Source organism: Microbulbifer sp. 2205BS26-8 (assembly GCF_030731025.1).
Taxonomy (GTDB): Bacteria; Pseudomonadota; Gammaproteobacteria; order Pseudomonadales; family Cellvibrionaceae; genus Microbulbifer; species Microbulbifer spongiae.
On sequence record NZ_JAVAMR010000019.1, the window covers coordinates 1 to 23,459 of the forward strand.

The 23,459-nt window shown below is 51.5% G+C and carries 23 protein-coding genes; 17 read left to right on the forward strand and 6 right to left on the reverse strand.

The window, feature by feature from the left end; genetic code table 11:
• Nucleotides 1-240 precede the first annotated feature (240 nt).
• From mbhE to mnhG, 7 genes are read left to right on the forward strand one after another with little or no spacing between them, the layout of a single operon-like run.
• Nucleotides 241-2,526: a hydrogen gas-evolving membrane-bound hydrogenase subunit E gene (gene mbhE, locus Q5Y71_RS08460; RefSeq protein WP_306041609.1), complete on the forward strand. Its 2,286-nt coding sequence runs from the start codon at nt 241-243 to the stop codon at nt 2,524-2,526.
• A complete protein-coding gene (locus Q5Y71_RS08465; protein WP_306041611.1) occupies nt 2,523-2,942 on the forward strand; it encodes a Na+/H+ antiporter subunit B in 420 nt (139 codons plus the stop codon). The genes mbhE and Q5Y71_RS08465 overlap by 4 nt, the downstream gene beginning before the upstream one ends.
• 1 nt (nt 2,943) lies before the next feature.
• Nucleotides 2,944-3,318, forward strand: a complete 375-nt coding sequence (locus Q5Y71_RS08470; protein WP_301416748.1) for a Na+/H+ antiporter subunit C — start codon at nt 2,944-2,946, stop codon at nt 3,316-3,318.
• Nucleotides 3,315-4,838 (forward strand): Na+/H+ antiporter subunit D, encoded by a 1,524-nt coding sequence (locus Q5Y71_RS08475; RefSeq protein ID WP_306041614.1) that lies wholly within the window; start codon nt 3,315-3,317, stop codon nt 4,836-4,838. Before Q5Y71_RS08470 ends, Q5Y71_RS08475 begins: the two co-directional genes overlap by 4 nt.
• A 1-nt stretch (nt 4,839) precedes the next feature.
• Entirely contained in the window at nt 4,840-5,313 is a 474-nt protein-coding gene (locus Q5Y71_RS08480; protein ID WP_306041616.1) for a Na+/H+ antiporter subunit E, read from the forward strand.
• Nucleotides 5,313-5,615 carry a monovalent cation/H+ antiporter complex subunit F gene (locus Q5Y71_RS08485; protein WP_301416741.1) on the forward strand — a complete coding sequence of 101 codons (303 nt, stop codon included), beginning with the start codon at nt 5,313-5,315 and terminating at the stop codon, nt 5,613-5,615. Before Q5Y71_RS08480 ends, Q5Y71_RS08485 begins: the two co-directional genes overlap by 1 nt.
• Nucleotides 5,616-5,631: 16 nt before the next feature.
• A complete protein-coding gene (gene mnhG / locus Q5Y71_RS08490) occupies nt 5,632-5,982 on the forward strand; it encodes a monovalent cation/H(+) antiporter subunit G (protein WP_306041618.1) in 351 nt (116 codons plus the stop codon).
• Between the two features lie 411 nt (nt 5,983-6,393).
• Here mnhG and Q5Y71_RS08495 read toward each other — a convergent pair whose 3' ends face one another.
• The 3 genes from Q5Y71_RS08495 to Q5Y71_RS08505 form a co-directional block, all read right to left on the reverse strand.
• Nucleotides 6,394-7,371, reverse strand: coding sequence for a quinone oxidoreductase (locus Q5Y71_RS08495; RefSeq protein ID WP_306041620.1), 978 nt, complete (start codon nt 7,369-7,371; stop codon nt 6,394-6,396).
• Between the two features lie 670 nt (nt 7,372-8,041).
• The gene (locus tag Q5Y71_RS08500; RefSeq protein WP_306041622.1) at nt 8,042-8,173 is read right to left on the reverse strand and encodes a hypothetical protein; all 132 of its coding nucleotides are present in this window, start codon (nt 8,171-8,173) and stop codon (nt 8,042-8,044) included.
• A 350-nt stretch (nt 8,174-8,523) separates the two neighbouring features.
• Nucleotides 8,524-9,123 carry a hypothetical protein gene (locus Q5Y71_RS08505; protein WP_306041625.1) on the reverse strand — a complete coding sequence of 200 codons (600 nt, stop codon included), beginning with the start codon at nt 9,121-9,123 and terminating at the stop codon, nt 8,524-8,526.
• 1,172 nt (nt 9,124-10,295) lie between these two features.
• Here Q5Y71_RS08505 and rsxA point away from each other — a divergent pair.
• From rsxA to Q5Y71_RS08535, 6 genes are read left to right on the forward strand one after another with little or no spacing between them, the layout of a single operon-like run.
• Entirely contained in the window at nt 10,296-10,871 is a 576-nt protein-coding gene (rsxA, locus tag Q5Y71_RS08510) for an electron transport complex subunit RsxA (RefSeq protein ID WP_301416733.1), read from the forward strand.
• A gap of 9 nt (nt 10,872-10,880) precedes the next feature.
• Nucleotides 10,881-11,495 (forward strand): electron transport complex subunit RsxB, encoded by a 615-nt coding sequence (rsxB, locus tag Q5Y71_RS08515; protein WP_306041628.1) that lies wholly within the window; start codon nt 10,881-10,883, stop codon nt 11,493-11,495.
• Nucleotides 11,492-13,639: an electron transport complex subunit RsxC gene (gene rsxC / locus Q5Y71_RS08520; protein WP_306041630.1), complete on the forward strand. Its 2,148-nt coding sequence runs from the start codon at nt 11,492-11,494 to the stop codon at nt 13,637-13,639. Before rsxB ends, rsxC begins: the two co-directional genes overlap by 4 nt.
• Nucleotides 13,639-14,691 (forward strand): RnfABCDGE type electron transport complex subunit D, encoded by a 1,053-nt coding sequence (locus Q5Y71_RS08525; RefSeq protein WP_306041632.1) that lies wholly within the window; start codon nt 13,639-13,641, stop codon nt 14,689-14,691. Before rsxC ends, Q5Y71_RS08525 begins: the two co-directional genes overlap by 1 nt.
• Complete coding sequence (rsxG, locus tag Q5Y71_RS08530) at nt 14,691-15,395, forward strand: electron transport complex subunit RsxG (protein ID WP_306041634.1); 705 nt, start codon at nt 14,691-14,693, stop codon at nt 15,393-15,395. Before Q5Y71_RS08525 ends, rsxG begins: the two co-directional genes overlap by 1 nt.
• The gene (locus Q5Y71_RS08535) at nt 15,395-16,108 is read left to right on the forward strand and encodes an electron transport complex subunit E (RefSeq protein WP_301416723.1); all 714 of its coding nucleotides are present in this window, start codon (nt 15,395-15,397) and stop codon (nt 16,106-16,108) included. Before rsxG ends, Q5Y71_RS08535 begins: the two co-directional genes overlap by 1 nt.
• A gap of 21 nt (nt 16,109-16,129) precedes the next feature.
• Here Q5Y71_RS08535 and Q5Y71_RS08540 read toward each other — a convergent pair whose 3' ends face one another.
• The gene (locus Q5Y71_RS08540; RefSeq protein ID WP_306041637.1) at nt 16,130-16,435 is read right to left on the reverse strand and encodes a hypothetical protein; all 306 of its coding nucleotides are present in this window, start codon (nt 16,433-16,435) and stop codon (nt 16,130-16,132) included.
• A 47-nt stretch (nt 16,436-16,482) separates the two neighbouring features.
• Between Q5Y71_RS08540 and Q5Y71_RS08545 the strand changes: the two genes are divergently transcribed.
• Nucleotides 16,483-17,190 (forward strand): TetR/AcrR family transcriptional regulator, encoded by a 708-nt coding sequence (locus tag Q5Y71_RS08545; RefSeq protein ID WP_306041639.1) that lies wholly within the window; start codon nt 16,483-16,485, stop codon nt 17,188-17,190.
• Between the two features lie 107 nt (nt 17,191-17,297).
• Here Q5Y71_RS08545 and Q5Y71_RS08550 read toward each other — a convergent pair whose 3' ends face one another.
• Together Q5Y71_RS08550 and Q5Y71_RS08555 are read right to left on the reverse strand one after the other, a co-directional pair.
• Nucleotides 17,298-18,452 carry an SO2930 family diheme c-type cytochrome gene (locus Q5Y71_RS08550; RefSeq protein WP_306041641.1) on the reverse strand — a complete coding sequence of 385 codons (1,155 nt, stop codon included), beginning with the start codon at nt 18,450-18,452 and terminating at the stop codon, nt 17,298-17,300.
• The gene (locus Q5Y71_RS08555) at nt 18,445-19,755 is read right to left on the reverse strand and encodes a parallel beta-helix domain-containing protein (RefSeq protein ID WP_306041642.1); all 1,311 of its coding nucleotides are present in this window, start codon (nt 19,753-19,755) and stop codon (nt 18,445-18,447) included. Before Q5Y71_RS08555 ends, Q5Y71_RS08550 begins: the two co-directional genes overlap by 8 nt.
• A 451-nt stretch (nt 19,756-20,206) precedes the next feature.
• Between Q5Y71_RS08555 and Q5Y71_RS08560 the strand changes: the two genes are divergently transcribed.
• The 3 genes from Q5Y71_RS08560 (at nt 20,207) to Q5Y71_RS08570 (ending at nt 23,414) form a co-directional block, all read left to right on the forward strand.
• Nucleotides 20,207-20,779: a GbsR/MarR family transcriptional regulator gene (locus Q5Y71_RS08560; protein WP_306041643.1), complete on the forward strand. Its 573-nt coding sequence runs from the start codon at nt 20,207-20,209 to the stop codon at nt 20,777-20,779.
• 227 nt (nt 20,780-21,006) lie between these two features.
• Nucleotides 21,007-22,398, forward strand: a complete 1,392-nt coding sequence (locus Q5Y71_RS08565) for a cytochrome ubiquinol oxidase subunit I (protein ID WP_306041644.1) — start codon at nt 21,007-21,009, stop codon at nt 22,396-22,398.
• Entirely contained in the window at nt 22,395-23,414 is a 1,020-nt protein-coding gene (locus tag Q5Y71_RS08570) for a cytochrome d ubiquinol oxidase subunit II (RefSeq protein ID WP_306041645.1), read from the forward strand. Before Q5Y71_RS08565 ends, Q5Y71_RS08570 begins: the two co-directional genes overlap by 4 nt.
• The last annotated feature ends 45 nt before the right edge of the window (nt 23,415-23,459 follow it).

The window sequence follows — 23,459 nt, forward strand, 5'->3', positions numbered from 1 at the left end:
TTTATACCTTCGCTGATTGTGGATCATCTACTGGATTCCGGTAATCCTGGCATCTAATTCCACTTTAAAATTGCTGTACAAGTACATACATTAGACAGCTATTATTTTTCAGTGAAAACACCCGTTTAATGATGCTCTTTCATCCGTAAGACCCCTCTCGAGTGGCGTAGCACCCATTTCCCGACCTGCTCGCCTGCAATTTCCCCCCTAAACTAGTGCATGGCAACTGAGAACAGGTTCATGAGTGCAACTGGAGGCGGAGAAAATCGCAATAACGGACGGACGATGCCGGGGAGACAACTCACCTCACTGACACCCATACCCCCGGCATTGCTAACACTATTTCTCCTACTCCAAATGCCGGATATCGCGAGTGGTCGGACATTCTCTTTCGGCTTTGTCTGGATAGCCGACCTGGGCGTCTACTTTCGCTTTTATATCGATGCCCTGAGCCTGCTTTTTGCATTTCTGATCAGTGGAATTGGTACCTTCGTGGCCATCTATACGTTGGCATTTTTGCACGGACATCCACAGTTACGCCGCTTTTTTTTATATCTCTACCTTTTTATCCTTGGGATGCTGGGTTTAGTGCTGGCTGGCGACCTGATTACCCTCTTTGTCTTTTGGGAAATCACCTCTATCGCCAGCTACTTACTGATCGGTTTTAACAACAGCAGTGCTGTTGCGCGCCGTTCAGCATTGCAGGCACTACTGGTCACCACTTTAGGCGGGCTCTGCCTGTTGACGGGACTGGTGTTGCTCGGCTCGGTAGTGGGTAGTTATGAAATGACGCAAGTATTGGCTTCTGGAGAGGCAGTCCGGGCCAGTTCGCTCTATTTCGCCATCCTGATGCTCCTGTTAATCGGCGCTTTCTCCAAATCCGCCCAACTACCTTTCCACTTCTGGCTGCCCAATGCGATGGCAGCCCCTACGCCGGTGAGTGCCTATCTGCATTCAGCCACCATGGTGAAGGCGGGCATATATCTCTTGGCGCGCCTGCACCCGGTAATGGGGAAGACCGATATCTGGGAATGGACCTTAACCTGTACAGGGGTCGCTACCGCTACGGTGGCAGCCGTTGCAGCTTTGCGTCAGACAGACTTAAAACTCGCCCTGGCCTACACCACGTTAATCGCCCTTGGTATCCTGACGATGTTTCTGGGCTCAGACGCCACAATAGTGATCGCCGCAGCAATCACTTTCCTATTTGTGCACTCCCTTTATAAAGCCGCGTTGTTTATGGTGGTTGGAGTGATCGATAAACAGGCTGGTACGCGCGATATCAATAAACTGGGTGGTCTCGGCCTGTCGATGCATATCACTTTTGTGATAGCACTGGCAGCAGCCCTGTCGATGGCGGGCTTCCCCCCCTTTCTGGGGTTTATCGGCAAGGAACTGAAATATGAAGGTGCGCTGGCCGTGGCATCCGAACCCGCACTGGTTGCCACGGCAGCAGTGTTTGCCAATGCTGTAACTGTGACAGTTGCCGGCATGGTTGCCCTCAAACCTTTTTTAGGCAGACCAAATCATATTTTGCCCAAAATACAAGAGGCACCCGCTGGACTGTGGATAAGTCCACTGATACTTGGTGGTTTGGGGCTAACCTTTGGTCTGGCCCCAGAACTGGTAAACGATGAGTTGATCGCACCCGCAGTGACTGCAATTCTCGACACTTCTGAAACCATCGATTTGAAACTCTGGCATGGCCTTAATATTCCCTTGCTCCTGAGTATCCTTACATTTGGGCTGGGAATCGCCATGTATCTGGGACTGACCAGGCTGCGCGATTGGTTGACGTGGGATTTCAGCCACGCTCCGACAAACGCCGATTTGCTTTGGGACAAGTTCCTGGAGAAGGTACGGCTTGTTGCCGCCCTACAAACCGACCTTCTGCAAAATGGCGTTATGCGCCACTACCTGACCGTCGTTTTTTTCACCATATCCCTCGTCCTCGCCTATGCATTCATACGCACCGGGCAGCATCCGCTAGTGCTCGAATGGCCACGACTGAACCTGAAAGAGTGGGCAGCCATACTGCTGACCATAGGTGGGGCCTTGATGGCCGGGACTGCACGCAAGCCTCTCATTGCCATCTGCGCCCTTGGAGCCCTGGGTGTGGGTATTGCACTGATTTATCTGTTTTTTGGTGCACCGGATGTGGCCATTACCCAACTACTTGTGGAGACTTTATTTTTGGTGTTGGTGGCAGCCATACTGCCGCGCCTACCGGTGTTCAGTCCTGGGCGCAAAATCCGTTTTCGCCCGCGGGATGCCGCCCTGGGTGGCCTACTCGGCCTGCTGGTTACCCTCAGTATCCTGGTGGTGTTGCAAACTCCCTTCGACAGCCCTACCAGCACTTTCTTTAAAGAAGCCGCAGTGCCTCAGGCACATGGCCGTAATATTGTCAATGTTATATTGGTGGATTTTCGTGCGCTGGATACTTTTGGTGAAATTATTGTTGTCTTCACCGCTGCTATAGCGGCAGTAACTCTGCTGGGTCATCGATTACGGCGGGGGAAGCAGTGAGTTCCCTGGTACTCCAAAGCGCAACCCGGGTGCTTGTAGCATTACTTCTAGTATTTTCTGTGTACATGCTGCTGCGCGGACACAATTATCCCGGTGGCGGATTTATCGCGGGACTCATCGCCGCTTCGGCATTCGCACTCTTCGCCATGGCCTGGGGCATGGAGGCAGCGCAAGGGGCATTGCGCATCCCCCCCGGCAATCTGGCGGCAACTGGCGTATTAATCGCAGCATTATCCGGACTCCTGGCAGCTCTTTCCAAAGGAGCCCCTTTTTCTGGCCAATGGTTTCAATTGACGGAACATCAAAATACTGGCGGGATCTATATCAGCAATGTTTTGATTTTCGACATTGGTGTTTACCTGGTGGTGCTTGGTTCAGTGCTGACACTGATTTTTGCTCTGGAAGAGGTCAAATAACTTGGAAGGTCCACTCGCAATTGTTGTTGGCATTCTGATCGCTACCGGTGTGTACCTGATGCTGGCTCGGGATTTATTACACTACCTGTTTGGCTTAGTGATGATCAGCAATGCCGCCAACCTGGCCATTTTTATTGCAGGCAGACTAACACGGGCTTCACCGGCGCTGATTCCCGAGGGACTGGAGGTACCGCCTGTGCCCGTGGCCAATCCCCTGCCCCAAGCCTTGATTCTCACCGCAATTGTTATTGGGTTCGGTCTGCTCGCGTTCACCCTGGCACTTATTGCACAGGCTTATAAAGTACTGGGAACCCTCGACGTAGACACCATACGTATTGCAGAGCCAGTGAAAGTAAAAAGGAAAGTATCCCCTTGAGCTGGTTACTGGCGCTGCCTTTTTTAATACCCATAGGGACGGCGCTCGCCACTTTTTCGGCACGCGCTCGACACCATCTCTGCGGTGCATTGTCGGTACTGGGATGCACAATGATGCTCATTGTCGCAATCGCAATTATTGCATTGGTGGAAAAAAATGGACCCCTGGCAGCTCAAATGGGTGACTGGGATGCCCCATTCGGTATTACGTTAGTAGCAGATCGCCTGAGCGCCATCATGCTTTTAATCAGTGCCATTGTGGGGCTCTGTGTTTCACTGTTTGCACTTTCAGATATTGATAAGTACAGGGTATCTCTCGGATTTCACTGTTTTTTCCAATTGCTCCTGGCAGGTGTCTGTGGCAGCTTTGTAACCGGGGACCTGTTTAATCTGTATGTCTGGTTCGAGGTGATGCTGATTGCCTCTTTTACTTTACTCGTGCTTGGGGGAGAGCGCATACAACTCGATGGTGGCATCAAATATGTGGCACTGAACCTGATTTCCACACTGTTGATGCTGACTTCCATTGGTCTGATATACGGTCTGACCGGTACACTGAATATGGCGCAGCTGCATATTGCACTGGCGGCTGTGAATAATCCGGTAGCCATTTCAGCTCTGGCAGTGCTTTTTATTGCCGCTTTTGGTATCAAGGCAGCGATATTTCCACTGTTTTTCTGGTTGCCAGCATCTTACCATACGCCACCTGTGGCAGTGACTGCGGTTTTTGCCGGGCTACTTACCAAAGTCGGTGTCTATACATTGATACGCACCTTTACCCTGATCTTTCCTAATGATCCGGGTTTTACCCACAATATTCTTCTGGGTACGGCATTGCTCACTATGCTCACCGGTGTATTGGGTGCCGCAGCACAGTATGAGTTTCGCAAAATCCTCGCTTTTCATATTATCAGTCAAATCGGATTTCTGATTCTGGGGCTGGCACTCAACTCCCCATTAGCGTTAGCTGGATCAGTTTTTTATATCATTCACAACATCGTGGCAAAGACCAACCTGTTTTTGATCAGTGGTACCGTACAGCGTCTCAGTGGTAGTTTTGAACTGAGTGAGATTGGTGGAATTTATAAGGCAAGTCCACTGTTGTCCACTTTTTTCTTTATCGCTGCGTTCAGTCTATCGGGCTTTCCGCCGCTGTCCGGTTTCTGGGCCAAACTATTATTACTAAAAGCCAGTCTCGACCAGACCGCGTACCTGGTCGCTGCAGTGATTTTAATTACCGGAGCACTCACCCTGTATTCCATGAGCAAAATCTGGGCAGAAGTCTTCTGGAAACCAGACCCAATGGGTTATTGCAGCAACTTGTATACGCTATCCTTACCAGAACGACTACAGCGCTTATTACCGGTGGCTTTTCTTGCAATGGTTACGCTAAGCCTTGGCCTGTTACCTGAACCGCTTATCAATTATGCGCTGGCGACTGCAAGTGAATTACTTGAGCCCGGGGATTACCTGGATGCTGTATTGAAACCAGAACCCACCCAATCCATCGGAAATCCCTAGTATGCGTGTATTTCTACTTAATCTTTTACTGGCAATCAGTTGGTCCGCCCTCACTGGTGATGCAACTCTGGTTAATTTGTTATTTGGCTTCTTGCTCGGTTACCTGGCACTGCGAGTATCCCCAGAGCTGCCTGGAGGAAGTAAATATTTTAAACGCCTGCAGAATTTTTTCCACCTCTCAATATTTTTTTTACAAGAGCTTATCTTATCAAGCCTGCGCGCTGCCTGGGAGATTTTCTCACCAACCTTAAAAAGTCGCCCGATGATTGTACGAATCCCTCTTGAAATTCACGAGCGCAACCAGATTTTTGTACTGATCAATTTGATTTCACTGACACCGGGCACCATGGTATTGGACATATCCCCGGACAACTCGACACTTATTGTACATACCATGTTTGTGGATAATCCAGACAGTTTTCGCCAGGGAATTCGCCATGGCTTTGAAAAACGTGTCAAGGAGGCCATCTCCTAATGCCAGTAACCACTGCCGACATTCACTCATCGATTATAATGCTGGCGGTCAGCATATCCTCCCTGATGCTGTTGCTGGCTTTGGTTATGTGTTTTCTGCGGATAGCCCTGGGGCCCACACTGGCAGATAGGGTTGTTGCCCTGGATGTCCTCAATATTCTCGCTGTAGCCTATTGTGCGCTTTTGGCCATCGCTTCGGCACAACCCGTATATCTCGACGCGGCAATTGCACTAGCGTTGGTGGCTTTTCTGGTCAGTGTTGCTTTTGCCCGGTTTATCGAAAAAAGCGGCAAAAAGCTCTAACCATAAGAGAAAGGAGATGGTAGTGGTTTTGGATGAATTATTTATCGCAGCCCTGTTACTGATTGGCAGCTTCTTTGGGTTCAGTGCTGCCCTGGGCCTGTTGCGTATGCCGGATTTCTATACCCGTATGAGCACCTCCGGCAAGGCTGCCACGCTCTGTTGTGGTTTACTTCTGGCCGGGGTTGCTATATTGTTTCAGGATACTCAGGTTACTGCTCGCGCTGTAGCAGCCATTTTATTTTTGTTGCTAACGGTTCCCATCGGGGTACATATGATAGCCCGCGCAGCCTTTCGGGTTGGAACACCCATGTGGCGCGGCAGTTTTGCCAAACCTCGATTCAAGGACCCAAAAAAAGAGCTACAATAACTATTTATACCTACAATTCCCCCCCTGTGAAAGTGACTAAAAATTGCACCGCAATACCTGCATAACTCTGTAGAATATTGATGTATTTCTACACACAGACCTATTTCCCGGGAGAGCCGAACTTGTCAAAAATTATTGGGAGTTTCATATCGGAAAATCTGAACAATTATGGCAAGCTTGCATCATCAGGACACCCAAATTCTTAAAATACGGGCACTCGAACAAACCTTTCAGAAAAAGCAATTGAATAACTTCGAGAGCACCTGCACTATTCCAAAATCAATAAATAAACATCTCTTAATTCCCTGGAACAGCAATTCTTACCAAACAGTTTAAAATACCATTAGAATTCTCACTTACTCGTGATTTTCAATGTTTTAGCTATAACTTTCATTCAACGAACTGGAATACTTAAGGGATAAGAACCGAGGCACCGGTAGTTTTACGGGATTCAAGCTCCATATGGGCCTTTGCAGCCTCCTCTAGGGGATAGCGCTGATTGATCTGAATGTTGACAATACCATTGGCCACAGCAGAAAATAACTCCTCCACAGTTTTTTCAAATTCCCAACGCTTTGAAATATAATGAAACAAGATAGGCCGGGTCGCATACAGGGACCCTTTTTGAGATAACATGCTCATGCTGAAATTTTCAATAGGCCCCGATGACTGGCCAAATGAACACCACAAACCGCGCGGGCGAATACAATCGAGCGATGCAGGAAATGTATCTTTACCGACACTGTCATACACAACATCACAACCTCGCCCATGGGTAATCTCACCAACCCGCGCTACCCAGTCATTCTCTCTGTAATTGATCACATACTCATAGCCATTGTCGCGAGCCAGATCTATTTTTCCTGTAGAACCCACGGTACCAATTACCCTAGCCCCCAGAGCTTTGGCCCATTGCCCAACAATCAGTCCAACCCCACCTGCAGCTGCGTGACACAGCAGTGTAGTCTCTGCATTGACCTTGTAAGTTTCACGCAGTAGATATCTTGCAGTCATTCCCTTTAGCATTAAAGCTGCGGCCTGCTCATCGCTGACATTTTCAGGAATCCTAACTAGCATGCCGGCAGGGATGTTGCGCTCCTCGCTGTATGCCCCCAGAGAACCAGCGTAAGCCACGCGATCTCCCACAGAAAAATCACGTACCGCTTCACCGAGTGCGGTTATTACACCTGCCCCCTCACTGCCAGGAATAAATGGCAAACCCTCAGGTGCATCATAGAGACCGGAACGATAGTAAGTGTCAATAAAATTAACACCAATCGCCTTGTGACGTATCCGCGCTTCCTTTGCCTGCAGCTCTGGCAGCTTGATATCCACGGGTATAAGAACAGATGGTTGACCCGTTTTTGCAACCTGAATTGCATAGACCATTGGACCTCTCCCAATAGACAAAGGTAGGTAGGCTATATTGATGAAACCCTATCAGCAGGTACAAACTGAAGTGTAAAATACCCATTGTTATTGATTGCCACTCAGCAATAGATCAGCCTGCCGGTTAATTCAAAATAATTTCATTAATATCAATCATCCCAGGTTCACTGCCATCACTGATGACAACGCCTTCCAGAGTATATACCGGTGACCTATCAACACATTACTTATTCAGATACTCACTATTAAAAAGTGCAATCAGTTGCTTCTCTCAGTACTCATTCTCCCTGCGTTTTGTCGCTTCAGATATTCGGACAGACTGGTATTTTTACACCTGTATTTGGCTGTTGGCTATGTAAGACGCCTCCAAAGACCTGCCGAAAGCTTGAACTACCCCCTGTCGATACACTCAAACCGATAGGATTTACAACCAGGAGCCAATCTGTTTTCCTCAATATAGAGCAGGCAAGGAAAATAGAGCATGATTGACCTATTCAAGTTTAAAGAAAAAGAGACAACGTTGGCTTTACCATCTGCAACCGGATTTCAATGTTGCGAAAGCCGGAAATCTTGAGAGTATTGACTTGAAAGACGGTGCCATTTTCGGATCAGTCCGAATTATCATATGGATATGATCTATAAGCACTTTAAATTCTGCCAAATCAATATCCTACTCGTAGGCTATGTTGCCGATGATTTCCTTCAACGTATTGCGATAGGTTTCCACAAAATCTGGTGGCAATATCTCGGAACCCATAAAAAACGGCACATAAACTGATAAATATGATACGTATTTCTTCATAGCTCCATGAATTGGATACCCCCATATGGCTTTTACCTTTGTACGCTATTCAGATCGGGGGGGAGCCTCCGAGATTTTCACTATGCGGTTAAATGTTTGGCGATGTCATCGTTATTTCAGACAGGCTATTCCAATTAGCCAAATAGGATAATCCGATACAGTGGCCCCAATTCAAATTTTTATTATGGCCATCATTTGCCATTTGAGGCTGATCCCCAGAATCCCTAAATACGCTTCACTGATTGCCATTCTCCTCTGCCCCATGGTCACCTTGATCGTTGTAAGTCAGTTCTACTCAAGCCCGCCCCTATCTCTGGTGTGATTTATGGCTGGCGAATGCAGGCGGAAAATCAACCTGCCAGCTGAGTATATTCATCCCACAACATACACCGACCTTCACCTGCGGCAGGATGATAACAGCTGTAATCACAAAACATTTCCAACGCAGGCAAGCCGGTCGCTTCAAGAAATTGCCATACCATGCTGCGCCCCATTTTGAGGAAATCTTGAAAGGTCTGTCGCTTCAATTGGAAAACATCTTCCATCATTTGCAGGTCGTCCTCGGATATATTGTTGGCTCGTTCAATACTTTGCCAATCATCATTCGGGTCGACGGCACATAGATCGCCCCAGGGTTTATCGGAAAACAATAACGTATACGTGTTACCATTAGTGCTGAAGGAGATCCGCCAGAGTTCAGGGCGTTCGTGAATCATCAGGTCAATTGAATGCGTGATATTTTCCAGTAAGGTGATATCGCATGCCTGCTTGGTAACAAGAATCAGCCATTTTTGCTGATGGGACAGATCTTGCCATTGGTTAACGATATCATCACTTTTTGCCAGTGGATGGGCAAAGTCTGACAGCAGGAAGCTGGTCCATCCTAAATTGTTTAGTTCGTCGCGCAGCGCGTCGATGTTTTCTGTATGTATAGCGGTGTATTCAGACATAAGAATTAGCAGATTTTGTTGGTGTCTAGAAAAGCACTCATCGGAAGCGTTAAATTAACTTTATTCTCCATTTTTTTATTTTAAGTGATTCCCTGGAAAATACCAACTCAGGGTTCCAAAGATTTTCCAGCAGTGGATTGCATTTTGCTCTATTCAATGGCTAAAAGAGATCAGGGCGCACCTTCTTGAAGTTTGTATCCTGCCAGACAATTTTCAGGAGATTGGTTATGATCGGCCCTCTTGCTGATCAGGAAAACTCTATCGCGCAGAAATTCTAGGTCCCAGGTTTAAGAAATTGCTGCTTCAATATCCGCTTCGATGTGCACCGCAACTGTTGATCGACCAAAGTGAACAAAACTTTCAAATAGAAACCCATGCCGCTCTTCTTTCACTTTACGCTAATTGTCGATTCTATAATAAGTGTGAGCAGATCCTAACAGACCACTTGAAAGTTGGCGGTTATCGCAGTCACCCGGTCACTACCCCAAGAGTCTGTGATCATCATGCGAGTGCTGTTTGCGAATGCACCTGACACGGCAAACAGCGCATGAATAACGACGATCATGGCCGACAAAATTATTCAGCTGTCGCTTTGATGGATTGGCTGAGATCCCAACCCAATAGAAACAAGCACTCACCGGTATAGGATTTACCCACACCCAAGGAGTGGTCATTGACGCGGGTATTGGTCTCTTGAACACCAGTGTATAAACACCGTCGATTAGATTGGTCTCCACCCGGACCTGCTCCTGGCGGAAAAGTAACTTATACAGTGGCTGCCAGTACACGTGAACTATTAGTCACATGGCCTCATAATCACTGTATTAAACGAATATCAACGGCGGATCGCTATTGATGGCGCATTCATTCATCTAGGCCTGCCCTACATCCTCCAGGAGCCCCAGGGTCGGATTTGCCAAGTGTGGCGAGTATATTGTCCAACCTGGCTATGTCAGAGAGTCCCTAGCGGTGCTTTAATTGCACCCGCCCTGATAGCCTCCGGCGCCAGAACACAACCCCACCGAGTTGAAGGCCCCCAGCGTCTCACCCATAATACCTGCCCGGCGCACATTCGATGGAGCCCCAAGCCCAGTGCCAGTATCATCCGGGCGCTGCAGGCTACTCCCCGGCCGCTCGCGCTGTTTTGCCCCAGGGCTTCAACCGGACTTGTTATGACCGAATTCGCCGTCATCCTGCTCAGCACTATCCTGGTCAACAACTACGTGTTGGTGCAGTTTCTCGGCCTGTGCCCCTTTATGGGCGTTTCCAATAAACTGGAAACTGCCGTAGGGATGGCCGGCGCCACCACATTTGTACTCACACTGGCCTCTATCAGCGCTTACCTCGTGAACACCTATCTACTCGAGCCCTTTGGAATCGCGTATCTGCGCACCATTTCCTTTATTCTGGTTATCGCCGTCGTGGTGCAGTTTGCGCGCCTGTTTATCGAGAAAACCAGCCCGCTCATGTACCGGGTACTGGGGGTTTTCCTGCCGCTGATTACCACTAATTGTGCGGTATTGGGGGTTGCACTGCAAAATACCATGAAGGCCCATACATTTATGCAGTCCACCCTGTATGGTTTCGGTGCCGCCGTGGGCTTCTCTTTGGTTCTGATTTTATTCTCTTCCATGCGCGAGCGGCTCTTTGCTGCAGATGTCCCCCAGCCTTTTCGCGGCGCTGCAATTGGTATGGTGACCGCCGGCCTGATGTCTCTTGCGTTTATGGGCTTTAGCGGTCTGGTATAGGGTTGCGCAATGCTGGACTGGATCTCCGAACTCTCTTACCCCCTGCTGGTGCTCGGTGGCATGGCACTGGTATTCGGTGCGCTGCTGGGGTTTGCTGCAATACGTTTTAAAGTACAGGGCGACCCTCTGGTGGAGCGGGTGGATGCCCTTCTGCCGCAGACCCAGTGCGGCCAGTGCGGTTATCCCGGTTGCCGCCCCTATGCCGAAGCGATAGTCCACGGTGACGCTATCAACAAATGTCCACCCGGCGGCCAGCCCACGATCAATGCACTGGCCAATCTGCTGGATATGGAGCCCATGGCCCTGGATGCCGAACACGGCGTCGAGGATGTAAAGAAAGTCGCCTTTATTCGCGAGGCGGAGTGTATTGGCTGTACCAAGTGCATTCAAGCCTGCCCGGTGGACGCTATTGCCGGGGCCGCCAAGTTTATGCATACGGTCATTTCCGATGAATGCACTGGCTGTGATCTCTGTGTGGAGCCCTGCCCGGTGGACTGTATCGACATGGTGCCTGTAGAGACCCTTCTGCAAAGCTGGCATCCGCAGAAACCCCAGGGCGACACCCAACTGATCGCCACTGACCGCCGGAGCACGCAGAAAGAAACCAGGGGAGGTGCAGCTTGAGCCTCAATAAGAAAATACAGAATGCGCCACAGGCAACACTGCGGCGGCGCCAAGCGATAGAGGAACGGCACACTGCCCGCGAGGCACAACGGATCGCCAACGAAAAGGCACGGGAACTGCGGCCCCGTGACTTTCCCGGCGGAGTGCACCCCCCCGGGAACAAGGACCAGAGCACTGGCGAGCCCATCGGCAAGATTCCCCTGGCCGAGGATCTGGTGCTCCCCCTGCTGCAACACAGCGGCGCCAGTGCTCTGCCATTGGTTAAACTCGGTGACGAGGTATTGAAAGGTCAGAAGATCGCCGAAGCCGACGGCCTGGTAAGCTGCTCTGTGCACGCACCAAGCTCCGGCAAAGTGATTGCAATAGAACCCTGTGCTGTGCCCCACCCCTCGGGGCTGGCGGAAGATTGTATTGTGATTCGCACCAATGGCGAAGAACGCTGGTGCGAGCTGGAGCCCTGTGAGGATTTTACCCTGCTGTCACCGGTGGCACTGCTGGATAAAATTCGCGATTGCGGTATTGCCGGCATGGGCGGGGCGGGTTTTCCAACCGCGGTGAAGCTGGACCCCCACGGTGGCAGGGAAATCGATACCCTGATTATCAACGGCACCGAGTGCGAACCCTATATCACCGCCGATGATATGCTGATGCGCGAACAAGCAGAGGAGATTATCGACGGGATAACAATACTATCCTATATCCTCGATATGCCCGAACGGGTACTGATTGGCATCGAGGACAATAAGCCCGCGGCCATTGCTGCCATGCGCGCGGCTGTCAACGGTACGCGCTTTGATATTGTGGTCATCCCCACCAAATACCCATCCGGTGGTGAGAAGCAGTTAATCCAGCTTCTCACCGGTCGCGAAGTGCCCAACCAGGGGCTGCCAGCCAATGTGGGCATCGTGTGTCTGAACGTGGGCACTGCGCGGGCCGTCTATCGTGCTGTGCGCTTCGGCGAACCACTGATTAGCCGGGTGACCACCGTTGTCGGCAAGGCCCTTGAGCGGCAGCGCAATATTGAAGTGCCCATCGGCACCCCCATTCGCCATATCCTCAAGCACCACGGTATCCATCGTGGTTTGATGCAGAAGGTGATCATCGGCGGCCCCATGATGGGGTATACCATCGACGATGAGTGTGCACCTGTGATCAAGACTACCAACTGTCTGCTGGTGCCAACCAGTGAAGAACTGCCACCTGCTCCGGTCGCCCAGGCCTGCATACGCTGCGGCTTCTGCGCTGAAGCCTGTCCGGCCTCGCTGCTGCCACAACAATTGTACTGGTACGCTCGTGCCGATGATCAGGAAAAACTGCAGGCCTACAATCTGTTCGATTGTATCGAGTGCGGCGTCTGTTCCTATGTCTGCCCCAGTAGTATTCCACTGGTGCAGTATTACCGTGCCGCCAAGGGTGCTATCCGCCAGGCTGATACAGAAAGGGAAAAATCTGACCGCGCACGGGACAGATTCGAGTTCCGCAAACTGCGCCTGGAGAAGGCGGAAAAAGAAAAAGAGGCGAAGCGTGTGGCCCGGCGCAAAGTCGCAGAGCTTGCACGGGAACAGCAGAAGCAAAACCTCGAAGCTGAGGGAGCCAAAACGGACACAGGGGAGGCGGATATTGTAGCCGCCGCCCTGGCACGGATCAAAGCGCGCCAGGAGGACCCGAAGCAACTTCTCGCCCGGGCAGAGCGCTCCGCAGCCAGTGCCAAGAGTCGCGTGGAGCGCCTGAATAGCAAGCTCGAAGCCGCCACCCAAAATCAGCGCAACCAGTTGGCAGCACAACTCAAAGCAGCGGAGCTGAAATTGCAGGAGGCCCGTCACAAACTCACCCTGGCCAGGCGCCGCGCGGATCGCGATCCCGCGCGAGAACCCGGGGATGAGGAGACCAATGCTGCTGTACGCGCCATTACCAAAGCCCGGGCGGCCGCCGAAACACGCGCAGGAATGCGCAGCGCCGAGAGGCTGGCAGCGGATATCGAAGCCCTGCGCAACCGTATCCGCAAGGCCGAGGTGCGCCTGCAGAAAGCCCGCGATCAAAATGCTACAAACCTGGAAGCCTTTGAGGCCGCCCTGGATAAGCTGCAGAAGAAGTTGGAAGATAAGATGCGTGAACAACAATCCGCACAGAATGGAGAGCCGTGATGTCCCTGATGCGCGCGACCTCTCCACACGCCCGCTCCGGAGATAACACCGCCCGGGTCATGCTGCAGGTGGCCGCAGCCACCGCACCCGGCGTGCTGGCCATGGTCATCTACTTTGGCATCGGTGTACTGATCAATATCGCGCTGTCAGTCGCCACTGCCCTGTTATGTGAAGCCGCGGTGATGAGGCTGCGCGGCCGCCCGGCCGCTTTCTACCTGGGCGATTACAGCGCCTTTGTTACAGCCCTGCTGCTGGGCATCGCCTTGCCCTCCTATTGCGCCTGGTGGCTGCCAGTGGTGGGCAGCGCCGTGGCGATCGTCCTGGCCAAGCACCTGTATGGCGGTATGGGTTACAACCCCTTTAATCCCGCCATGGTTGGCTATGTCGTGCTGCTGATCAGCTTTCCTGTGGATATGACCCGCTGGGTTGGGCCAGCGGAGATTATCGGCAGCGCACCGAGCATCAGCGAAGCTATCTCCCTGGTATTTGGCAGCTATAACATTGATGGCTTTACCCGCGCCACGCCGCTGGAAATCGTGCGCCTCAATGAGTCGGTCCTGCTGTCGCAGTTATATGAAGTAGAATCGGTATTTAGCAGGGGTACCATTGCCGGGGTTGGCTGGGAGACCATCAGCTTTGGCTTCCTGCTGGGCGGCCTGTTCCTGTTGTTTCGCGGTGTGATCACCTGGCATGCGCCAGTGGCCATGCTCGCCACCCTGGCGCTGCTCTCACTGCTTTTCTATGACAGTGGCAGCTCTCTGTCAGAGGGTTCTCCACTGTTGCACCTGTTTTCCGGTGGCACCATGTTCGGTGCTTTCTTTATCATTACCGACCCGGTCAGTGGCGCTACCAGCAATAAGGGGCGCCTGATCTTCGGTGCCGGCGTGGGCCTGTTCACCTTTATTATCCGCGCCTGGGGCAGCTACCCGGATGCCGTGGCTTTTGCAGTGCTGCTGATGAACTTCGCCGCACCCACTATCGATAACTACACCCTGCCCCGCACCTATGGCCACAAGCGACCGCGCCGCGCCACCGACCTGGAGGAGCGCTGATGCTCAGACAGTCCATGTCGGCAAACGCCGCTGTCCTGACCCTGTTTGCTCTGGTGTGCGCCGCCGCCCTGGCGATTACCCAGATCACCACCCACGAATCCATTGAGCGTGCCATTCGCAAGGCGTCTGCCAAAGCGCTGCTGGAGATCATCCCACTGGACCGGCACAGCAATGATTTGTTGGTGGATACCTATCCCATCCCCAGGAGCTACTGGAGCCGGCTGGGCCTCACTCAGGGTGGCAATATCAACCTGGCGCGAGGGGAAAATGGGCGTATTTCCGCCGTGATTGTCCCCGCAATAGCACCGAACGGTTACTCCGGCCCCATCAAACTGCTGGTGGGTGTCAACCGCGACGGCACCATCGCCGGTGTCAGGGTGACCAGCCACAGGGAAACTCCCGGACTTGGAGACAAGGTAGAGTTGAAAAAAAGTGACTGGATACTGCAATTCGACGGCTTGTCTCTGAATAATCCGCCGGCCAATGAATGGAAAGTGCAAAAAGATGGCGGCGCCTTCGACCAGTTCACGGGCGCCACGATCACACCACGGGCAGTGGTCAACGAAGTGCGCCAGGTTCTGGAGTTTGTTGCCCGCTATCACGAACAGATTTTCAATGCCCCCGTCTCCAAACGTGCAGTGGAAGTGGAAAACCCCAAAGGGGATAAGACGCAAGAGGCCGAAACAAAAAAGGAAAGAAATTGATGACAACGCCCGGCTACGGAGAAATCACCCGCAATGGCCTGTGGAAGAACAACCCAGCCCTGGTGCAATTGCTGGGGCTCTGCCCGCTTCTGGCTGTGACCGGCTCTGTGGTGAACGCCATCGGTCTCGGCCTGGCAACCACTGGTGTGATCACCAGCTCGAACCTGGCTGTGTCCCTGGTGCGCCGGCAGATGCCCGATACTGTGCGTCTGCCTGCCTCGGTGATGATCATTGCCACTTTCGTCACCTGCGTCGAGCTCTTGATGAAGGCCTACACCTATGAACTCTACCTGATGCTCGGGATTTTTATACCGCTGATCGTCACCAATTGTGCCATTCTGGGACGCGCCGAGGCCTTCGCCAGCAAGAATGCGGCACTGCCTTCTTTGGTAGATGGTTTGATGATGGGTATCGGCTTTACTGCGGTTTTAATCGCGGTAGGTGCAGTGCGGGAAATCCTGGGTCAGGGTACCCTGTTTTCCAATATGGATCTTTTACTGGGCCCTATGGCAAAGGACTGGCGCATTACAGTACTGGGGAGCCACTATCCCGGCGCACTGGTCGCAGTACTCCCTCCAGGCGCTTTCCTTGTGACCGGCCTGCTGATTGCAGCAAAAAATGCCATAGATACAGGAATTGAAAAACACCGCAGCCAGAGGATTAAAATTGTGCCCGGCTCCAAGCGTGTAAGGGTTACCGGCAGGATTGTATAGTATCCGGTTACCTTGGGGCAGCTACTCAGATTTTCCTTCACTGGCCGGATGACTGCCCGCCAACATACTTGGTTGCCCCTGTATTTCAAAGCCCCACGCCAGCGGGTAAGCATATCGCAATACTGGGCATTGACCTGTGTTGGCGCCAAAAACATTCCTCAGAAAAACTGTGGCAGAACCCGATTCGTTTCTGCCATGCGTTATGTATACTTGTTCTCTTTTTAGGCGTAAAAAACTTTTTAATGGCGTAATTTTCGTGTAATTGAGTGTAATCGGTTTATTGTCTCTTTTTAAAATTCGTTTGGCTAGAATGGAGCAATCAATCAACTTGGGCTTGCTGTCAATGCCAATAAAATAAAAAGAAGGACAATACTATGACTTTAGACACTGGGAAGTCTGATCTGGTCTACCACGGGCGCCGCGCCCAGAGAGCCGATAGCCGGGTGCGCCGCAAAGCCATCCTTGAGGCCACGCTGCGACTGATCGTAAAAGAGGGTATTCGCGGAATCCGGCACCGTGCGGTAGCCCGTGAGGCCAGTGTTCCTCTGGCTGCCACAACCTATTATTTTAAAGATCTCAATGATCTTATCAGCGACGCATTTACGTATTTTGTAGAGCAGGGACTGGAGAGTACGCGCCAACTGCAGGAAGAAAGTTTCAGCACTGCACGCAGCCTCTCCGCACAGGAACGCCTGTCCCACAGCAGCCATAAATTACTAGTCCAACAGCTGACACGGTTTATTCTCATCCACATACGCAGCCAGGCAAAGAGCAGGGATGAACGCTTGATTGAACTGGCATTTCGCAATGAAGCGCTGCGCAATGAGCAGTTGACCCGTGCCGTGCAAATGTCTAATCAGGCCAAAGAAAACCTGATTCAGGAATTCTTCCATTTGCTGGGGCTGACAGACCCTGAAGCCGCAGCCCAAATTACGCACGGTACAATCCTAAAGCTGGAATACGAAATCCTGAGCGGTTCCATAGCCCTCGATTCCCCTCTGCTCGAGCGCACGGTAATCATGATGGTCCGCGGCTTGATTCCCACCGTCGTACCAGTTGTCGAAGCCGCAGCTTACGGCTGATTCCCGTTTAAGTGAAGCGGGCCGAAAGGCATTGCCACTCAAGCACTGTTCCGGCCTCCGTTCCTTCAACAGCACGCAGAGGTGAAACTTTTCGTACTCGCACCAGCTTATAAACAAGTGCCCTGCATGGCGGCCACCCACTGGCGCAACAATTCTGCCCCCTCTTCGTGCACAAGACTGCGCCCCAATTCTGGCATCATGGCGCCAGGATCAACAGATTCGACACGAAAATTGAGGATTGAGCTGTCCGGCTCCCCCGGCACTATGGCAAACAAGCGTTCACCACTGCCAGTGCCCGCCGCCACAGGTGGTTTGCACAAGCCCAGTCTGCGCCAGTCTGTCTCACTGTGATTGAGCATCAGCCCGGAGGTATCAGCCGCACCAGCCGGGTTGTGGCAGTGGCCGCAATTGATATCCAGGTAGGCACGCGCCCGCGCCTCCAGCGGTAAATCCATATTGGAGAAACTGGCCAGGCCGGGGAGGCTGTCAAGTTCTGGCAGCCCGCTGAGATACCCTATCTTCTGCCAATACACCAGCTGATTCTCGCTGCCATGGCGATAGGCATACTGCTTGTTCAAATGCCTTGCCCTGGGACCCAGTGGCGAAATTTCCCTGCCGGTAAAATTGTCTGCATGACACCCGGCACACTGATTTGCATCGGGCACGACATAGTTAAATTCAGAAATGTCTCCTTCCGTTGCTTTCAAGTGCAAGCGGCTGACATCGCCGGCAATCTCCAAAACCGCCTCGGTCTGGGCCTGATTCCATACATAGGGAAGGGCCTGCCAGCCATACTCACGCCTGACCAACAGACGGGTTTCCATCAGGCGTACCCGCGCCATGTCCAGTGCCTCTCCAGCCCGGCCAGGTGCATAATCATCGGCAAAACTGTCTGTGCGCAGTACAGTGCCATCATCTCCCTTTGGATAGTAGAAAGTTTTACTCAATATAGTACCGACCGGATACTCGAATTGCTCCTCACCATATATCGCGGAGGTTCCAACCGGCATCCAGACCGTGCGTAATTTATGGGCGTAATCAGTAAATAGCCCTGTGTTCAGATCGTAAGGTACCACCCCGGTGTTAGGCGTTAAGGCACCGTCAACAACTTCAATCAAGTGCCACTCACTAAGACGCGCCGGTATGGCATCTATACCAAACAGCGCAACTTGCGGCCGTGGTTTTTCACAGCCACTCACACCAGATAACACTACGGTGAGTACCAGCCCTGCAAGACTGCCTCGTAATAGCCAACTACGCATTTGTACCCTCTAGAACTGCCAAGTGGTCATCCTCTTCTTGCTCCGTTTCCGGCTGGTCAAAATCCAATGTAATCTGAGGCAGTTTATTGAGATGACATTTGTGGGGCGCAATATCGGTGGAAATATTCTTATATCCGTTGCTAAAATCCACATTGATGATTCCTGCATCCCCATTGTCCATACAGAGTCTCAGATCTCCAGGCAACTTTCCGTTAATCAGTTTCTCGGGGTTAATAACACCGTCCCAGAGCACATCGGGAAGACTGCCATTCAAACCAAACTTAGTGAGTTTAAGTGCCTTTAGCTCCAAGTGATCTGGGGAAGTGCCACCTCCAGCAAACCGATTGTTGTAGATGTAAATACCTTCAGGGTAGGGATCGAAATCTTTTTGCGTGGATTTATCGCTATAGTAGCCAGCGGTAAAATAACTACTTACCACAATGTTGGCAGTGTCGTTATCGGCTATTTCGTTATCAAATATCTCCACATTGTCATTTGAATTAATGACCACTCCAGACCCAGCGGGAACCGCAGCTACGGGTGTCCCCTCGTGACCAAAATTTTCTGTATTATTTTTAAATATTTTATTGTTGTATATGCGGGTGCTGTGCCCAGGCTGCGGCAGGTTTGGCATATTGAAAACCAGAACACCCCCGGTATTGTTTGTCGCCTCATTGCCATACACATCCGCACCAATAGTATTTTCTATCTCTATGCCTGCAACGTTAAATTCAGCGCGATTATTGCGCACAATAACATTGCGCGATTGCCCCACGTAGATTCCCGCATCCGATGCGCCAATCGCAACAGAGCCCTCGACCAGAGTATTTTTGGTCTGCACCGGATAGATACCATAAGCGCCGTTTTCTGTCGCGGGACCGTTGGTCCACTCAACACGAATATTGCGAATAACGATATTCTCACCTTCATTAACTTTGAGTGCATCACCAATGGTGTCTTCAATGGCCAGATTTTCAATAGTGAAATTACTGGCATTGACCAGTAACCCTTCTGCTCCCTGTATCTGATTTTTAAACGACAAGATTGATTTATCCATTCCCGCACCGCGAATGGTCACTCCGTCGATATTCAGAGAAAGACTGCGATTGAGCTGGAATTTCCCCTCGGGTATCTGCACAACATCTCCGGGCTTTGCTGAAATAAGCTGTCTGAGCAGTTGTTTTTGAAAATCGGAATCTACTGCGGCATCAACCACATTTGACCGATCTGTTTTATCATCTTGAGAGCACGCTGAGGCAAATACCATCACCAGGATCACTCCCATGCAAGACAAGGTTTTCATGCTTTTTCCTTTATTCGGATTATTGTCTGTAGCTGCTTGAATCAAGTATCAATAAGTACGATTGTACCAACTAAATCGCGCAAAATAACAACCATACGCAAGCCTGTTGATAGTATCCAACCCTTATTCCCGCTTCAAGGCACAATTGTGTACCCGCTTCCCCGTCAGGTATTTCATCAACCTCTTGTATTGCTACCGTTGAGAGACCCACGCGGCGATACAGAACGAGCTGGTTTTCAAGTAATCGCGCCGACTGCAGGTTGGTGGCACAGCCTCGCCCCATTGCCAAAAACCGGCAATCGGTTTTTGGCTGCCTGGTCATACAATTTTATGACTGATCCACCACGGCTTCTAAGTCCTGACCACCAATCCAAATGGCATACCGGCAATTTGCTATTGACGCAGATCAATTCATCTCTATAATTTTCAGAAATTTCTGAAACTTTAGAAAATGATACTTTCCAGCCAAACCCAGGCCTTTGTTCTGCATTTCGGTGAGATGGGCAGCCGCTGGGGATTTAATCGCACCGTCGGCCAACTGTTTGCTCTGCTTACCATCCACTCCAGCCCTCTCAACGCCGAGCAATTGGCCAAGGCCCTGAAAATCAGTCGCAGTAATGTCAGCATGGGCCTCAAAGAATTACAGGCCTGGCGCCTGGTGGAACTACATCACCAACCCGGGGACCGCAGAGACTACTTTACCACCGCCGGCTCCATCTGGGATCTGGCCCGCACAGTGTTTGCAGAGCGCCGCAAGCGAGAGTTGGACCCCACTTTGAGTTTGCTGCGCCAACTACTGCTCAGCGAGCCCCAGGACAAACAGGATAGCCAGGCTCAGGAGAAAATTCAGGAGGTTTACAGCCTGCTGGAATTACTAGAAGAATTTTCCAACACCTTGAGCAAACTAGAACACAAGGATCTGCTTAAATTGATGAAGCTGGGCTCCGGTATTAGCAAACTGCTGGAGTTCAGAAGCAAAATGAGCGGGGGTGTGCCAAGCGCCAAACAAAAGCACTCCCCCTGAATCCAAGGGTCTTTGCAACTTTACGCCTTAAAACAATGCAGGAAATCTTGAGTGGGTATTTTCTGGGCATGGCAAACGGAAATGCCGCCTATCCTGCACCGATATACCAGTCCGAGAACACCGCTCGGGGCACACAGCTTCCAGGGATTTTTGGACAACAACCCAGCCGCTCGGAAAGAGCCGCTTGGTGATCCTGTTAACACAATGTCCGACCAGAAGAGGTTTCCATGCTAGATACTTTGATCCTCTCCAGAATACAGTTCGCCGCCAATATCAGCTTCCATATCCTCTTTCCCACGATCACTATCGCACTCGCCTGGATCATTGTTTTTTTCAAGGTGCGCTACGATCAGACCAACAACCCCATTTGGATGCGCGCCTACCGTTTTTGGGTCAAGGTATTTGCCCTGACCTTCGCCCTTGGGGTAGTCAGCGGTATCACGATGTCTTTTCAGTTTGGTACCAACTGGCCGGGATTTATGGCGCAAGTGGGGAATATCGCCGGGCCACTTTTGGGTTATGAGGTGCTCACAGCATTTTTCCTGGAAGCCACTTTCCTCGGTATTATGCTGTTTGGCATCAAGCGCGTTCCCAGTAAAGTACATACATTCTCCGCATTTGTTGTAGCATTTGGCACCACGCTCTCGGCCTTTTGGATCATTGCACTCAACTCCTGGATGCAGACCCCCGCTGGCTTTGAACTGCGCGGGGGTGTCGCTTACCCTGAGAGTTGGCTGGATATTATTTTTAACGCCTCCTTTCCCTATCGCCTTACTCATATGCTGTTGGCCTCCGGGTTGACCGCAGCTTTCTTTGTCGCAGGCATCTCCGCGTACCGTATCCTGAAGGGAGATCCCAAGCGTGCACCGCGCCTGACCCTGAAGACCGGTCTGATACTGGCAGCGGTATTTATTCCTGTGCAAATCTTTGTGGGGGATTTACACGGCCTGAATACGCTTGAATATCAGCCGCAAAAAGTGGCGGCCATGGAAGGTGCCTGGAAAACGGAAAGCGGGGCGCCCCTACTGCTCTTCGCCATTCCCGACGGCAAGGAAAAAACCAATCATTTCGAGATTGCCATTCCCAAGATGGCCAGCTTGATCCTCACCCGCAACCTGGATGGAGAAGTCAAAGGCATTGAAGAGTTTCCCGGTGATCACCCACCGGTAGCGCCGGTATTTTTCGCCTTTCGGGTTATGGTCGGCATGGGCCTCATTATGCTGGTCGTGTCCTGGGGGGGCTGTTACCTGCTGTTGCGACGCAAGGAATTACCCCATTGGGCACTGAAAACCCTGGTAGTAATGACCTTCTCCGGCTGGGTGTCCACCCTGGCCGGCTGGTACGTTACCGAAATCGGTCGCCAACCCTGGCTGGTTACAGGGGTACTGAAAACCGCCGACGCTGTTACCCAGATACCTGCCTCGCGTGTCGGTCTCTCCCTGGCCCTGTACCTCATTGTCTACGCCATTTTGCTATTCGCCTACATACACACATTAAAAGTAATGGCATTGAAATCCGTCAAAGTGGAAGAATTTGAAACCGAGGAACCCCAAGCCGGAGGAAGCCTGACCAACCTGCCCAACTCAACCCAAAAGCATTCCAAGGGAGAGCCTCAATGAGTGAGAGCGCCTCTGCAGCCACCTATTGGTTACCGGTTGTCTTCATCGGCCTGATGGGCCTGGCAGTTCTGGTCTACGCAGTGCTGGACGGTTACGATCTGGGCGTGGGCATTCTTCTGCCCCTGGGTGAACAGGAAGAGTCACAGCGGGATATCATGATCGCATCTATCGGACCTTTCTGGGATGCCAACGAAACCTGGCTGGTGCTGGCCATTGGCCTGCTGCTGATCGCCTTTCCCATGGCCTATAACCAGGTGCTCATGCACCTGTATATACCCGCTGCGATTATGCTCATAGGACTGATAATGCGCGGAGTGGCTTTCGACTTTCGCACAAAAGCTGCGGTGAATCACAAGTTGGCCTGGGACAGGATCTTCAAGGCGGGATCTCTCACCACCAGCCTCGCCCAGGGCTATATGCTGGGCCTGTATGTAATGGGGTTCAGGTCGGGCTGGGAGACTCAAATATTCTCCGCGGTCAGCGCCCTGGGCGTGACCGCCGCCTACAGCTACCTGGGGGGGGCGTGGCTGATCCTGAAAGCCGAAGCAGAACTGCAGAAACGTGCGGCACGCTGGGCGCGTCGCGCCGGGCGCGCAATGCTGGTGGGAGTGATCGCTGTGTCCGCAATCAACCCCCTGGTCAATCCCAGTGTCTTCGACCGCTGGTTCACTTACCCACTGGTCATGTTTGTCCTTCTGATCCCAACCCTGTGTTTCCTGGCGTTTATTTTCAATGACTTTCTACTTGCACGAGTCCCCAAAACCAATGACAGGCACAGCGCAGTGCCATTCGCCACGGTGGTGATTATTTTCTTAATGTGCTTTATCGGGCTGGCATTCAGTTTCTATCCCGATATAGTGCCGGGGCAATTGAACATCTGGCAGGCGGCCAGTGCCAATGCCTCTCTCCAGTTTATTTTGGTGGGCGCGTTGATTGTGATACCGTTTATTCTTGGATATACCGCTTTTTCCTATTGGGTGTTTCGCGGTAAATCGACAAAGCTGCGCTACCACTAACAGAAAAAAATCCATTTACGAAATCTTTACTTAACCAAATTATTT

What these genes read in the sequence shown, in the direction of transcription:
- mbhE (WP_306041609.1), top strand. Translation starts at nt 241, where the DNA reads ATGAGTGCAACTGGAGGCGGAGAAAATCGCAATAACGGACGGACGATG.
- Q5Y71_RS08480 (WP_306041616.1), top strand. Translation starts at nt 4,840, where the DNA reads ATGCGTGTATTTCTACTTAATCTTTTACTGGCAATCAGTTGGTCCGCC.
- Q5Y71_RS08485 (WP_301416741.1), top strand. Translation starts at nt 5,313, where the DNA reads ATGCCAGTAACCACTGCCGACATTCACTCATCGATTATAATGCTGGCG.
- mnhG (WP_306041618.1), top strand. Translation starts at nt 5,632, where the DNA reads ATGGTAGTGGTTTTGGATGAATTATTTATCGCAGCCCTGTTACTGATT.
- Q5Y71_RS08495 (WP_306041620.1), bottom strand. Translation starts at nt 7,371, where the DNA reads ATGGTCTATGCAATTCAGGTTGCAAAAACGGGTCAACCATCTGTTCTT.
- Q5Y71_RS08500 (WP_306041622.1), bottom strand. Translation starts at nt 8,173, where the DNA reads ATGAAGAAATACGTATCATATTTATCAGTTTATGTGCCGTTTTTTATG.
- Q5Y71_RS08505 (WP_306041625.1), bottom strand. Translation starts at nt 9,123, where the DNA reads ATGTCTGAATACACCGCTATACATACAGAAAACATCGACGCGCTGCGC.
- rsxA (WP_301416733.1), top strand. Translation starts at nt 10,296, where the DNA reads ATGACCGAATTCGCCGTCATCCTGCTCAGCACTATCCTGGTCAACAAC.
- rsxB (WP_306041628.1), top strand. Translation starts at nt 10,881, where the DNA reads ATGCTGGACTGGATCTCCGAACTCTCTTACCCCCTGCTGGTGCTCGGT.
- Q5Y71_RS08525 (WP_306041632.1), top strand. Translation starts at nt 13,639, where the DNA reads ATGTCCCTGATGCGCGCGACCTCTCCACACGCCCGCTCCGGAGATAAC.
- rsxG (WP_306041634.1), top strand. Translation starts at nt 14,691, where the DNA reads ATGCTCAGACAGTCCATGTCGGCAAACGCCGCTGTCCTGACCCTGTTT.
- Q5Y71_RS08535 (WP_301416723.1), top strand. Translation starts at nt 15,395, where the DNA reads ATGACAACGCCCGGCTACGGAGAAATCACCCGCAATGGCCTGTGGAAG.
- Q5Y71_RS08545 (WP_306041639.1), top strand. Translation starts at nt 16,483, where the DNA reads ATGACTTTAGACACTGGGAAGTCTGATCTGGTCTACCACGGGCGCCGC.
- Q5Y71_RS08550 (WP_306041641.1), bottom strand. Translation starts at nt 18,452, where the DNA reads ATGCGTAGTTGGCTATTACGAGGCAGTCTTGCAGGGCTGGTACTCACC.
- Q5Y71_RS08555 (WP_306041642.1), bottom strand. Translation starts at nt 19,755, where the DNA reads ATGAAAACCTTGTCTTGCATGGGAGTGATCCTGGTGATGGTATTTGCC.
- Q5Y71_RS08560 (WP_306041643.1), top strand. Translation starts at nt 20,207, where the DNA reads ATGATACTTTCCAGCCAAACCCAGGCCTTTGTTCTGCATTTCGGTGAG.
- Q5Y71_RS08565 (WP_306041644.1), top strand. Translation starts at nt 21,007, where the DNA reads ATGCTAGATACTTTGATCCTCTCCAGAATACAGTTCGCCGCCAATATC.
- Q5Y71_RS08570 (WP_306041645.1), top strand. Translation starts at nt 22,395, where the DNA reads ATGAGTGAGAGCGCCTCTGCAGCCACCTATTGGTTACCGGTTGTCTTC.